The sequence below is a fragment of the Vandammella animalimorsus genome, from assembly GCF_002288875.1.
Lineage (GTDB): Bacteria > Pseudomonadota > Gammaproteobacteria > Burkholderiales > Burkholderiaceae_C > Lampropedia > Lampropedia animalimorsus.
Genome location: NZ_NTBH01000004.1, coordinates 182,719 through 195,241, shown reverse-complemented (window position 1 = coordinate 195,241; position 12,523 = coordinate 182,719). Strand labels below are relative to the sequence as shown.

Genomic DNA, 12,523 nt, shown 5'->3' with positions numbered 1-12,523 from the left:
CCGTGTGCGCTCGCCGTTTTTTTGATCTCATCGAAAGGGTTGCCCGCACCATGTCCAAGCCATCCGAACTCACCCACTCCCTGTTGCAACAGTTGGGCGTCGATCCGGCCCTGTACACCGGCGGCAATTTGGCGGTGCACAGCCCGATCGATGGCTCGGTCATCGGCCAGCTGCATACGCAGACGGCCGCGCAGGTGCAGCAGACCATCGACCAGGCGCATGCGGCCTATCTGGCCTGGCGCGATGTTCCTGCGCCGCAGCGCGGTGAGCTGGTGCGCCTGCTGGGCGAGGAGCTGCGCGCCCAGAAGCAGGCGCTGGGCCAGTTGGTGGCGCTGGAGGCGGGCAAGATCCTTACCGAAGGCCTGGGCGAGGTGCAGGAGATGATCGATATTTGCGACTTTGCCGTGGGCCTGTCGCGCCAGCTCTATGGGCTGACGATTGCCTCCGAGCGGCCCGGCCACCGCATGATGGAGACTTGGCATCCGCTGGGCGTGGTGGGCGTGATCACCGCCTTCAACTTCCCCGTGGCTGTCTGGGCCTGGAATGCTGCGCTGGCGCTGGTGGCGGGCAACGCCGTGGTGTGGAAGCCTTCTGAAAAAACGCCGCTGACGGCGTTGGCCACGCAGGCTCTGTTCGCGCGCGCGCTCAAGCGCTTTGGCGCTGACCGCAGCGAAGGCGCTGCGCTGGCGCATCTGAACCAGTTGGTGCTGGGCGACCGCACGTTGGGCGAGGTGGTGGTGGACAGCCCCAAGGTGGCGCTGGTCTCGGCCACGGGCAGCACTCGCATGGGCCGCGAGGTCGGGCCGCGCGTGGCCCAGCGCTTTGGCCGCGTGTTGCTGGAGCTGGGCGGCAACAACGCCGTGATCGTCACGCCCAGCGCCGATCTGGATCTGGCGCTGCGCGGCATCGCCTTTGCCGCTGCGGGCACAGCTGGCCAGCGCTGCACCACCACGCGCCGCCTGATCGTGCACCACAGCGTCAAGCAGCAGCTGCTCGAACGCCTCAAGGCCGCCTATGCCAAGCTGCCCATCGGCAGCCCGCTGCAAGAGGGCGTGCTGGTCGGGCCGCTGATCGACAAGGCCAGCTTCGAGGCCTTTGAGAAGGCGCTGGCCAGCGCGCGCGCCGAGGGCGGCCAAGTGTTTGGCGGCGAGCGCGTCGATGCCGACAAGGCCCCGGACGCTTATTACGTGCGCCCGGCCATCGTCGAGATGCCGGCCCAGAGCGAGACCGTGCGCCATGAAACCTTTGCCCCCATCCTCTACGTGCTGGGCTACGACAGCCTGGAGGAGGCGATCGCGCTGCAGAATGACGTACCCCAGGGTCTGTCCTCGGCCATCTTCACCACTGACCTGCGCGAGGCTGAGCGCTTCCTGTCGGCGTCGGGCTCCGATTGCGGCATCGCCAACGTCAACATCGGCACCAGCGGTGCGGAAATCGGCGGTGCCTTCGGCGGCGAGAAGGAAACCGGCGGCGGCCGCGAGTCCGGCTCGGACGCCTGGAAGGCCTATATGCGCCGCGCCACCAATACCGTCAACTATTCGCGCGAGCTGCCGCTGGCACAGGGCGTGAAATTTGATATCTGAGCGCCGTTGTTGAGCCGCTGTCTGCTGATTGGCCGCTGCACGGTTTGATTGCACTGCGCCTGCCAAAGGGCCTGCCCGGCAAAGCTGGCCGCAGGCCCTTACCCCTTTTCTCGCAGGCAATGGCGAATCAAGCAAGCCCACAGCCTGCTGCTGTCATGCAGAGGCTTTGAATAGGTTTTCAGTACGGCGCCAGGCACATTGCACCCAACCCCCACCACCATGTCCCATTCCAAAGACTCCCGCAACGCCCACGACTTTGACCTCTTCGTCATCGGCGGAGGCTCAGGCGGTGTGCGCGCAGCCCGCTTTGCCGCGCAGCGCGGCGCGCGCGTGGCCTTGGTCGAAAGCGCCCGCATGGGCGGCACCTGCGTCAACCTGGGCTGCATCCCCAAGAAGCTCTACAGCTATGCCGCTCACTACGCGCAGGACTTTGAAGAAGCGCGCGGCTACGGCTGGCAGCTGCCAGGCGCGCCCGCGCTGGACTGGGCCGCGCTCAAGGCCGCGCGCGCCAAGGAAATCGGCCGCCTGAACGGCATCTACGACGGACTGATGAGCGGTGCCGGCGTCACCCGCCTGCAAGGCCATGGCTCGCTCATCGATGCCCATACCGTGCAGGTGCGCGCCGCCGATGGCCGCACCAGCCGCTACAGCGCCCGTCACATCCTGATCGCCACCGGCAGCACTCCTTTCAAGCCCGAGTTGCCAGGGGCTGAACTGGCTTTGACGTCCGACGATATGTTCGACCTGCCCCGCATCCCCCAGCGGCTGGTGGTGGCGGGCGGCGGCTATATCGGCTGCGAAATGGCCAGCATCTTCCACGGCCTGGGGGCCGAGGTCACGCTGCTCTACCGTGGCGAGCAAATCCTGCGCGGTTTTGACGACGAGGTGCGCGACTTCACCGCCGCGCAGATGCGCCAGCATGGCGTGGACATCCGCGTGCAGACCGACATCCAGCGTATCGAAGCCGTGGGCGAGCAGCGCCGCGTGCATTTGAGCGACGGCAGCACGCTGCAGGCTGATGCCGTGCTCTACGCCACTGGCCGCCGCCCGCTGGTCGATGGGCTGAACCTGGATGGCCTGGGCGTGAAGCAAAGCAAACAAGGCCACATCGAAGTCGATGAGCACTATGCCACCAACGTGCCAGGCATCTACGCTTTGGGCGACGTGGTGGGCCGCATGGCCTTGACCCCCGTGGCCCTGGCCGAAGCCATGGTGCTGGTGGATCATCTGTTTGGCCCCGCCCCCGGCCAGGCAGCGCGCACGCTCAGCTACGACAACATCCCCACCGCCGTTTTCACGCACCCGCCCATTGGCACCGTGGGCCTGACGGAAGAGCAAGCGCGGCAGCGCTTTGGCGCCATCCGCATCTATCGCAGCGACTTCAAGCCGCTCAAGCACACCTTGAGCGGCAACGCCGAGCGCACTCTAGTGAAGCTCATCGTGGACGACGCCAGCGACCGTGTGCTGGGCCTACACATGGTGGGCGGGGACGCGGGCGAAATCGTGCAAGGCTTTGCCGTGGCCCTGCAATGCGGCGCCACCAAGGCCCAATTCGACGCCACCATCGGCATCCACCCTACCAGCGCCGAGGAGTTCGTCACGCTGCGCGAGGTGGCGCGCACCTGATGCGCGCCACGCTCAAGGAGTAGCCGCTTATTGCACTTGCTGGCGGCGGCCCTGGGCGTCCCAGCGATAGACGGCGAACTCGAAGGTCTTGAGATCGCCCTTGGCGTCGTACTCGACCGTGCCCACGGCCGTGTCGAAGCGGCTGCTGTGCATGTGATCGGCGACCTTGACTGGGTCGTCGCCGACGGCCGCGATGCTTTGCGCAATCACTTCCACGGCGGCATAGGCCGGCAGCTGGAAAGTACCTTCGGGCTCGCGCCCGGCCTTTTGAAAGGCGGCAAGAATCTGCGCGTTTTCCGGGCGCTTGGTGAAATCCGCCCCCATGGTCACCAGCAGGCCATCGGTGGCATGGCCGGCAATGGCCACCAGGTCAGGGTTGGCCGCGCCATCGGGGGCCATGAATTGCGCATCCAGCCCCTGCTCGCGCGCCTGGCGCAGCAGCAGGCCCAGCTCAGCGTGGTAGCCACCGTAATAGACCATGTCCGCGCCCTGGGCCTTGAGCTTGGTGATGACGGCCGAGTAGTCGTTGTCGCCCGCATTGATGCTCTCGAACATGACGATGTTGGCGCCTTGCTCCTTGAGCGTCTTGTGCACCTCACTGGCCACGCCAAAGCCATAGGTCTGCTTGTCGTGCAGCACGGCAATCTTGCTGGGCTTGATCGCCGTGAGCATGTAGCGCGCAGCGAATGGGCCTTGCTGGTCGTCGCGCCCACCGGTGCGAAAGAAGAAATGCGGCTTGATGGTGTCGGTCACCAGCGGCGATGTGGCCCCCGGCGTGATGCCCACGATGCGCTCTTCCTCGTACACATTGACGGCAGGCACGGCCGTGCCCGAGCAGGCATGGGCCACGGCGAACTTGGCGCCGGACTTGATCACCTGATTGGCCGCTGGCACGGCCTGCTTGGGCTCGCAGCCGTCGTCGATCAGAATGGGCTCGATTTTGCGCCCCTTGACGCCGCCTGCGGCATTGATGGTCTCGATGGCCGTCATGGCACCGGCGACGATCTGATCGCCGTACTGCTTGTTCGGCCCGGTCATGGGTTGCACGATGCCCAGCTTGATGGGCTCACTGGCCCAGACAGCGCTGGCAGAGCCCAACGAAACGGCCAGCGCACAGGCGCTGGCCAAGGCTGCAAAGGGGCGAAATGCAGGTGTGCAGGTGCTCATGGTTCCTCCTTCGTAGTGTGTGTGGGTGGCGCAAGTCTCGTGCTGGTTGCCCCTAACCGATGCATGGGATGTCAAGCGGGAAAAGTATTTCCCGTGTACGCGAGTCGTCCATCGGTGGAAACCATGGGTGCTTACCTGCCTGATCTCTTTCTTCGTTTGTTGTGAGCACGTTGTACTGCAACGCCCTTGAGAAGATGAATTTTTATAAAAAATTAACTTGCCGGTAGCTTCTGTCCTGTGGCGGGAGGCCGACTCGCGTGCTTGCATAACTCATGATTTGTCGGGGAAGCACAGCAAGATCGGGGTTTTGCATGAAATTTCCATGAAGTACAAACTGCTCTGAAGAAGCTGGGATTTTTATTAGCGTGGTCTGCGCATTTTAAAAAGGCTTTCCGGCGTGATTTCAAAATAATCCGATGAGCCTCCGGCCCGAAGAATGGGGTGCGCTATGGCTGTGTCGTATATGCCATCTTTTAGCAGGCTGGATGAAATGTGCACGGTTACAACCTCACCCAGGGTCAGCCAAGTATTGATTTTCTTGTTTTCCAGTGTGCTGAGCTGCTGAATTTGCAGGACTTTGCACTCCAGCGAAACAGGGCTTTGCGCCACACGCGGTGCCACCACGTTTTTTGCATCGATGGTGTCGAGCTGCGCGATTTGGAACTCGCTGACGTCGCTGGGAAGCTCGGCGCTGCTGAGATTCATTTGCTCTGCCAATGCACGTGTGGCCAGATTGACGACAAATTGACCTGTTTCCTGTGCATTGCGCACGGTGTCTTTCCAACCTACGCTGGAAAAACCAATGATTGGCGGTTGGTAGTTAAATATGCTGAAAAAGCTGTAGGGCGCCAAATTGAGCGTTCCGTCTAGTGAGCGTGTCGAAATCCAGCCGATAAATCGCGGGCCAAGAATGGCTGCAATGGGGTCATGACGCAGGCCATGGCCTTGATTGGGTTCGTAGCAATGGAATTCGCTGCTGAATTGATCTGGCATTTAAATATTCTCCTTTTCTTTTATTTGATGGCACGGTGGGTTGGCGATAGGAATGACCGCTGAGGTGACCTTTGAAAATGAGTTGATGACTAATTTGAATGAAATCCAGGGGATAAAACTCAATGAAGGGGGCGGAGCCCTGCCAGGCGCATGCTTGTCTGCTCTTCAGGGAGCTCGACTGTGCCAGAGACCAGGCCGACCAAGCCATAAGCCAAGGGTTTGTACTGATGGGGTTGTCGTTCAAATTTTATAAAATCAAGTCAGTTTAGGAAAGATGGCGCCGAATCTGGTTTGCGAGAAGGGTCTGCTGGCATGGCGGCGCCAATCTGTGTCATGCAATCAACCGGGAGTCTTTGCAGATGACGAGCAGCTATGAACAGTATCGTGAGAGCGTTGCGGGCCGCGCCGATGTGGCCGATACCCCTGAGCTGCTGAGCTACTACCGACAGCTTGAGTCCTTGAATGCGGGGGCTCTATGGACGGTGGCTAACAAGATTGAGCCCTGGGAGCCCAAGTCGCAGTCGCGGCCTATGCTGTGGCGATATCGGGATTTGCGTGAGCATGTGCTGCGTTCGGTGGATTTGGTGACGCCGGAAAAGGCGGGTCGGCGGGTGATCTATCTGAACAACCCGGGGCGCAGCGATGTGGCTGCAGCAGTGGGCTGGCTGTACTCCGGCCTGCAGGTGATGCACCCTGGCGAAAGGGCTTCGGCGCATGCGCATTCTTCTTCGGCGCTGCGTTTCATCATGGAGGGGCGTGGCGCTTACACCATCGTCGATGGACACAAGATGACGCTGGGGGCCAACGATTTTGTACTCACGCCCAATGGCTGCTGGCATGAGCATGGCGTGGAAGAGGATGGTCTGCCCTGCATCTGGCAGGACGGGTTGGACATTCCGCTGGTCAATGCCCTGGATGCGGGGTTTTATGCCGTGCACCCGGATCTGCAGCAAGCCGTGGGCTATCCGATTGACGACACAGTGGCTCTCTGGGGGGCGCCCGGCTTGCGGCCGCAGGCGCTGAATTGGGACCGGCCTTATTCGCCGCTGTTCAAGTACCAGTGGGAGCCGACCTACGAGGCTTTGCGCAGGCTTGCTGCGTCCAAGGAAGACTGCCCTTTCGATGGCGCCCTGATGCATTACGTCAATCCGGTCACCCATGGCCATGTGATGGCCACGATTGGGGCCAGCATGCAGCTGCTGCGGCCTGGTTTCACCGGTAAGGCTCACCGCCATACGGGCAGTTTTCTCTACCACGTTGCTAAGGGGCGTGGCTACTCGGTCATTGGCGGGCGGCGCTTTGACTGGCAGGAGCACGACATCTTTTGCGTGCCATCGTGGGTCTGGCATGAGCATGTCAATACCAGCCAGAGCGAGGACGCCTGCCTGTTTTCCTTCAGCGATTTGCCTGTCATGGAAAAGCTGGCGCTGTATCGACAGGAGGCACTGGCCGATAACAGCGGCCACCAGCCCATTCTGGAGCCCAACGTCTGAGCCCATCGCCCCTGCCTGTCATCCCTGCACACATAGAAGATCCTTGCCGCCTCAGCATTGACTGCGGGACGGCATGCCACTTTCGTATCTGTTACTTTGATGGAGAACTTTGGAGCATGCGACTTGTGACTTATCGCGCCCATCCGGCCTCAGAGGCTCGGCTTGGAGCCATCGTTGATGATTTGGTGGTGGATTTGCAAAGGTTGGGCCAACATGCCGGTCAGGCTTTGCCTGCCTCTATGCTGGATTTCATCGACTTGGGTAAGCAGGCTGTGCTGCAGACGGCGGAGCTGTTGGCGCAGTATCACGGGCGCTGGCCGATCGGAGTGGCCTTGCCTTTGGTCAATCTGAGCCTGCTGGCGCCGATTCCTCGTCCGCGCAAGAACATCTTTGGCATTGGGCTGAACTACGTGGAGCATGTGCATGAGTCCAGTCGCTCCTTGGACACTGCCAAGGAGCTGCCCACGCAGCCGGTCATTTTTTCCAAGCCTCCTACAGCAGTGATTGCCGATGGCGATGCCATTGAACACAACGCCGCCATCACGCAGCAGCTCGACTGGGAGGTGGAATTGGCCGTGGTGATTGGCCAGCGGGCCCGGCGTGTCAGCCAGGAGCAGGCCATGAGCCATGTGTTCGGCTACAGCGTGCTCAACGACATCAGTGCCCGCGACAACCGTCGCGCTGGCCAGTGGATCTACTCCAAGGGGCAGGACACCTATGCACCCTTCGGGCCGGTCATCGTCACGGCCGATGAAATCGGCGATCCGCACAATCTGGATTTGGGCCTGAAGGTCAATGGAGTGCTCAAGCAGCACTCCAACACACGCCATTTGCTGTTCAAGATTCCGGAGCTGATTGCCGACATCAGCGCGGCCATCACGCTCGAGCCTGGCGACATCATCGCCACCGGCACCCCCGCAGGTGTAGGGGCTGGGCGTACGCCGCAGGAATGGCTATGGCCGGGCGATGTGGTCGAGGCCTGGGTCGAGAAGATTGGTTGCTTGCGCAACCCAGTCGTGGCCGTGGGTGACGCCGAGCGCTCGCCCAAGGGCTGAAGCCTGCCAGAAGCGGTCCACATGCAGGCCGCTTTTCATAAAACATGAAAAGGAGACTCCTATGCTCAACAAAGTGCTTGCTGCCAGCGCAGTGCTGGCGTGTGCCATCGGCAGCGTGCAGGCAGAGCCGGTCAAGATCGGCTTCATCACCACGCTCTCGACCCCGGCGGGCTACATCGGTCAGGATCTGCGAGATGGCTTTTTATTGGCCGTGCAGCAAGGCCAGGGAAAGCTGGGCGGCGTTCCAGTGGAGTTGGTCATCGAAGACGATGGTCTCAAGCCGGCCAATGCCAAGCAGGCGGCCGATCGCCTGGTGCAGTCGGGCGTGAGGCTCTACACCGGCGTCAATTTCTCGAACGTGCTGGCGGCGGTCGTGCCCAGCATCACCAAAGCTGGTTATACCTACGTCAGCGCACAGGCCGGGCCGTCCATGTTCGCGGGTGCGCGCTGCGATCGGAACTATTTCGTGGCTTCGTACCAAAACGACTTCTATCACTCGTCTGCTGGCATTGCGGCCAATGAGTTGGGGTTCAAGCGCATGGTCGTATTGGCACCGAACTATCAGGCTGGGCGTGATGCCATCGCCGGGTTCAAGAGCACTTATCAGGGCGAAGTGCTGGCGGAGATTTACACCAAGCTCGATCAGTCGGACTTCTCGGTCGAGATGGCCAGGGTACGGGCGATGGCACCCGATGGCATCTTCCAGTTCCATCCGGGCGGGGCTGGCATCAACTTTGCCAAGCAGTACGGCAATTCGGGGCTGAACAAGACCACGCCAATGCTGATGCCGGGCTTCTCAATGGATGCGCGCATGATCGAAGCCACGGGTGATGCCGCTGAGGGTTTTTACACTACTGGCATCTGGTCGATTGCACTGGACAACCCGCAGAGCAGGCAGTTCGTGGTCGATTTCCGCCAGGCCTATGGCCGCACGCCGACGGACTATGCCATGCAGGCCTACGACACGGCGCAGTGGATTGGCTCGGCATTGCGTCGCGTCAATGGCGATCTGGGGGATATGCAGGCCTTTCAGGCCGCACTGCGTGAGGTGGACTTTGTCTCGTTGCGCGGTAAGTTTGCATTGAATAACAACCAGCATCCCATCCAGGACATGTATTTGATGCGCCTGGTAAAGAACGACCAGGGTGGGTTGGAGCCTCAGGTGGTGCGCAAGATCATCACCGACGGCAAGGATGCTTACGCCAGCCAGTGCAAGCTGCCATGATGCTGTTGCTTGAACAGTTGCTCAACGGCCTGCAGTTCGGCGCCATGCTGTTCATGCTGGCCTCTGGCCTGACGCTGATTTTCGGCATCATGGGGGTGGTCAACCTCACGCATGGCTCCTTCTACATGGTGGGTGCCTATTGCGCTGCGCTGGCATTGGCCCATACAGGCTCGTTTGTCGTGGCGATGTTCGCAGCTCTACTCAGCGCTGGCGGTTATGGGCTGTTGGTGGAGTGGAGCGTGATTCGCCACCTCTACCAACGCGACCACCTCTACCAGGTGCTGGCGACCTTTGGCCTGATTCTCTTCACCAACGAGGCAGTGACGCTGATTTTTGGCCGCCAGCCGCCCTTGGTGCAGACGCCGGCCTTGTTGCAAGGGTCGGTGACGGTGGCCCCAGGCTTGGAATACCCAGTGATTCGCTTGGCCTTCATAGCGGTGGGCGCATTGGTGGCGGTCGGTCTGTGGTTTCTGGTGAATCGCACTCGCGTTGGCATGCTGGTGCGCGCTGGTGCAGACGATCGCGACATGGTCAGCGCCCTGGGGGTGGACATCCGTCGACTGTATTTCTTCGTGTTTGGCCTTGGGGCTGTGCTGTGCGGCTTGGCCGGTGTCATGGCGGCGCCTTTGCTGGCAGTGGAAATCGGCATGGGCGAGCGCATTCTGATCACTACCTTCGTTGTCATCATCATTGGCGGCGTGGGCTCAGTGCGCGGCGCGCTGCTCGGCGCATTGCTGGTGGGTATGGTGGATAGCCTGGGGCGGGCGTTCTTGCCTATTGTGTTGGACCAGTTCTTCAGACCAGAGGTCGCAGCACCTCTGGCTGCAGGCCTGGCCTCGGCGTCCATCTATGTGTTGATGGCGGTAGTGCTGATCGTTCGACCGTTGGGATTGCTGCCAGCAAAGAGGTGAGCAAAGCATGACAAGAATATTTTCAAGACGTGTGGTGCCCGCTGGGGTGGTGTTACTGCTTCTGGCCTTGCTTCCCATGGGGGCGCAGCTGGCTGGCATGCCCTATGCGGTCAATGTGGCCACGCGCTTTCTCATCTATGGCCTGGTGGCGGTGTCGCTGGATCTGGTGTTGGGCTATGGCGCCATGGTCAGTTTTGGTCATGCCATGTTCTTTGGCACGGGCGGCTACATCGCGGCGATCGCGGCGCATCATGCACTCGAAAGTGTGCCGCTGCTGGGCTGGCAAGGGTCTTTGCAGGCCTTGCTGGTCTGGCCGCTGGCCTTGCTGTTGTGCGGGGTGCTTGGCGCAGTTGTCGGGGCGCTGGCCCTGCGCACGCGCGGCGTGCAGTTCATCATGATCACGCTGGCATTCGGGCAGATGGTGTATTTCATTCTGATGTCGCTGCAGGTCTATGGCGGTGATGATGGCCTGCTGATGTCGCAACGCAATGTGCTGCCCTTCATTGACCTGGAAAACCCCGAGAGCTTTTATTACTTGTGCCTGATCATCCTCGTGGCCTGGACAGCGGTGTGCGCGCTCATCACCGCATCGCGTTTTGGCATGGTGTTGCAGGCCTTGCGACAAAGTGAGCGGCGCGTTGTCAATCTGGGTGCTGCGCCCACGCCGTACCGTTTGCTGGCATTCGTCTGGTCAGCCATCGGTACGGGCCTGGCGGGCATTCTGTGGGCCAACTATGCTGGCTTGGTCACGCCGGATATGGCGGCCTGGACAAAGTCGGGCGAGTTCATGGCGATGGTGATTTTGGGCGGCGTGGGAACGCTGCTGGGGCCAATTGGTGGTGCAGCCGTATTTCTCGGCCTGGAGCAGTTGCTGACAAGCTGGACTGAGCACTGGATGCTGGTCATGGGGCCTATCCTGGTACTGATTGCCCTGTTGGGGCGGCGCGGCCTGTTCGGCCGCTGGTTGGGGGGGCGCCATGGCGATTGAGGCACAGCCGCAGGCCTTGATGCAGGTATGTGGGCTTTACAAATCCTTTGGTGCCGTCAAGGCCACCAATGGTGTTGATCTGGAACTGCTTGAGGGCGAGGTACATGCGCTGATCGGGCCAAACGGGGCAGGCAAATCCACGCTGATTGCGCAGCTATGCGGGGAACTGCGCCCCGACGCCGGGCGTATTCTGGTCGATGGCGTTGACGTGACTGCGCAGCGGGCTTTTCAGCGTGCACGAGCCGGGCTGTCACGCTCCTTTCAGGTGACCGAGTTGTGCCTGGATTACACCGCGCTGGAGAACGTGGTGCTGTCTTTGATGCTGAAGTCTGGCCATGCATTCTCATGGGCAGATCCACGCCAGGATTCGGCCTTGGTGCAGGCGGCGCAGCAATGGCTGGGCGAGGTTGGTCTGGCTGAGCGCGCGCATTGCTTAGCTGCTGACCTGGCCCATGGCGAGCGACGACAGCTGGAGCTGGCGGTAGCCCTGGCGCGTGCGCCGCGCATTTTGCTGCTGGATGAGCCAATGGCGGGCATGGGTGCCGAGGAAACGGTGCGCATGACGCAGCTGCTGGACTCACTCAAGGGACGCTACAGCATCTTGCTGGTCGAGCATGACATGGATGCGGTCTTTGCGCTGGCCGATCGCATCAGCGTGCTGGTGTATGGACGCACCATCTTTACCGGTACGCCCGATGAAGTGCGCAGCCATCCGCAGGTGCGCAGTGCTTATTTGGGGGAGGACGCATGCTGATTGTCGAAGGACTGACCGGGGGCTATGGGCAAAGTCAGGTGCTGTTGGGTATGGACTTCCAGGCGCAGCAAGGCCAAGCCATTTCACTAATCGGTCGCAATGGCATGGGCAAGACCACGACGGTACACACTCTGATGGGGCTGCTGCCAGCCAGAGGCGGACGCATCGTGCTGCGAGATAGGCCGTTGAATGGCCTTGCGCCTCATGCCATTGCGCGTCTGGGAATGGGGCTGGTGCCGGAGGGTAGGCGCGTTTTTGGATCCCTCTCTGTTCAGGAGAACCTGCTTGCGACGGCGCGCAGTCATGTTGGTCGGCGTGACTGGACCTTGGAGCGCGTCATGGCGCTGTTTCCAAGATTGCATGAGCGCCGCTCTCAGTCTGCCAAGACTTTGTCCGGTGGGGAGCAGCAAATGTTGGCTATAGGACGCGCCTTGATGACCAATCCCTGTCTGATGCTGCTTGATGAAGCCACGGAAGGCTTGGCTCCGCTGATTCGTCAGGAAATCTGGCATTGCCTAGGTGCACTCAAGCAGGAGGGCATGACGATCATCGTCGTTGACAAGAATCTGGCCGAAATGGCAGCACTGGTCGATGTGCACCACATTGTTGAAAAGGGGCGTGTGGTTTGGTCTGGCACACCAGATGAGCTGTCACAGGACCAGACCATGGCACAACGCTATTTGGGTATTTGATGAGCAATTAGATGGGGATTTGAAAGGACTTGAAAG

General features: G+C 61.0%; 11 protein-coding genes. 9 read left to right on the top strand and 2 right to left on the bottom strand.

The annotated features are described in order from the left end of the window. The first annotated feature begins 50 nt into the window (after positions 1-50). The gene (gene amaB, locus CLI93_RS07870) at positions 51-1,583 is read left to right on the top strand and encodes an L-piperidine-6-carboxylate dehydrogenase (protein ID WP_095541564.1); all 1,533 of its coding nucleotides are present in this window, start codon (positions 51-53) and stop codon (positions 1,581-1,583) included. Between the two features lie 219 nt (positions 1,584-1,802). Next, positions 1,803-3,209: a glutathione-disulfide reductase gene (gene gorA / locus CLI93_RS07865; RefSeq protein WP_095541563.1), complete on the top strand. Its 1,407-nt coding sequence runs from the start codon at positions 1,803-1,805 to the stop codon at positions 3,207-3,209. Between the two features lie 27 nt (positions 3,210-3,236). Here the strand turns inward: gorA and CLI93_RS07860 are convergent, their stop codons facing one another. Then, positions 3,237-4,376, bottom strand: coding sequence for a high-affinity branched-chain amino acid ABC transporter substrate-binding protein (locus CLI93_RS07860; RefSeq protein WP_095541562.1), 1,140 nt, complete (start codon positions 4,374-4,376; stop codon positions 3,237-3,239). A gap of 360 nt (positions 4,377-4,736) precedes the next feature. Beyond that, complete coding sequence (locus CLI93_RS07855) at positions 4,737-5,369, bottom strand: flavin reductase family protein (RefSeq protein WP_095541561.1); 633 nt, start codon at positions 5,367-5,369, stop codon at positions 4,737-4,739. A gap of 359 nt (positions 5,370-5,728) precedes the next feature. On the opposite strand from CLI93_RS07855, the gene CLI93_RS07850 reads away from it, so the two are divergent. The 7 genes from CLI93_RS07850 to CLI93_RS07820 all read left to right on the top strand — a co-directional run bounded on the left by CLI93_RS07850 (position 5,729) and on the right by CLI93_RS07820 (position 12,487). After that, a complete protein-coding gene (locus tag CLI93_RS07850; RefSeq protein WP_095541560.1) occupies positions 5,729-6,862 on the top strand; it encodes a cupin domain-containing protein in 1,134 nt (377 codons plus the stop codon). Between the two features lie 116 nt (positions 6,863-6,978). Further along, a complete protein-coding gene (locus CLI93_RS07845) occupies positions 6,979-7,917 on the top strand; it encodes a fumarylacetoacetate hydrolase family protein (protein ID WP_095541559.1) in 939 nt (312 codons plus the stop codon). Positions 7,918-7,978: 61 nt separating this feature from the next. Continuing rightward, a complete protein-coding gene (locus CLI93_RS07840; protein ID WP_095541558.1) occupies positions 7,979-9,142 on the top strand; it encodes an ABC transporter substrate-binding protein in 1,164 nt (387 codons plus the stop codon). Next, on the top strand, positions 9,139-10,053 hold the full coding sequence (locus CLI93_RS07835) for a branched-chain amino acid ABC transporter permease (protein WP_172424215.1): 915 nt from the start codon (positions 9,139-9,141) through the stop codon (positions 10,051-10,053). Before CLI93_RS07840 ends, CLI93_RS07835 begins: the two co-directional genes overlap by 4 nt. A gap of 7 nt (positions 10,054-10,060) precedes the next feature. Next, entirely contained in the window at positions 10,061-11,041 is a 981-nt protein-coding gene (locus CLI93_RS07830) for a branched-chain amino acid ABC transporter permease (RefSeq protein WP_095541557.1), read from the top strand. After that, positions 11,031-11,795, top strand: coding sequence for an ABC transporter ATP-binding protein (locus tag CLI93_RS07825; RefSeq protein WP_095541556.1), 765 nt, complete (start codon positions 11,031-11,033; stop codon positions 11,793-11,795). The genes CLI93_RS07830 and CLI93_RS07825 overlap by 11 nt, the downstream gene beginning before the upstream one ends. After that, positions 11,789-12,487, top strand: a complete 699-nt coding sequence (locus tag CLI93_RS07820; RefSeq protein ID WP_095541555.1) for an ABC transporter ATP-binding protein — start codon at positions 11,789-11,791, stop codon at positions 12,485-12,487. Before CLI93_RS07825 ends, CLI93_RS07820 begins: the two co-directional genes overlap by 7 nt. The last annotated feature ends 36 nt before the right edge of the window (positions 12,488-12,523 follow it).

Coding starts and splice junctions, on each gene's coding strand:
- amaB (WP_095541564.1), top strand. CDS start 51: ATGTCCAAGCCATCCGAACTCACCCACTCCCTGTTGCAACAGTTGGGC.
- gorA (WP_095541563.1), top strand. CDS start 1,803: ATGTCCCATTCCAAAGACTCCCGCAACGCCCACGACTTTGACCTCTTC.
- CLI93_RS07860 (WP_095541562.1), bottom strand. CDS start 4,376: ATGAGCACCTGCACACCTGCATTTCGCCCCTTTGCAGCCTTGGCCAGC.
- CLI93_RS07855 (WP_095541561.1), bottom strand. CDS start 5,369: ATGCCAGATCAATTCAGCAGCGAATTCCATTGCTACGAACCCAATCAA.
- CLI93_RS07850 (WP_095541560.1), top strand. CDS start 5,729: ATGACGAGCAGCTATGAACAGTATCGTGAGAGCGTTGCGGGCCGCGCC.
- CLI93_RS07845 (WP_095541559.1), top strand. CDS start 6,979: ATGCGACTTGTGACTTATCGCGCCCATCCGGCCTCAGAGGCTCGGCTT.
- CLI93_RS07840 (WP_095541558.1), top strand. CDS start 7,979: ATGCTCAACAAAGTGCTTGCTGCCAGCGCAGTGCTGGCGTGTGCCATC.
- CLI93_RS07835 (WP_172424215.1), top strand. CDS start 9,139: ATGATGCTGTTGCTTGAACAGTTGCTCAACGGCCTGCAGTTCGGCGCC.
- CLI93_RS07830 (WP_095541557.1), top strand. CDS start 10,061: ATGACAAGAATATTTTCAAGACGTGTGGTGCCCGCTGGGGTGGTGTTA.
- CLI93_RS07825 (WP_095541556.1), top strand. CDS start 11,031: ATGGCGATTGAGGCACAGCCGCAGGCCTTGATGCAGGTATGTGGGCTT.
- CLI93_RS07820 (WP_095541555.1), top strand. CDS start 11,789: ATGCTGATTGTCGAAGGACTGACCGGGGGCTATGGGCAAAGTCAGGTG.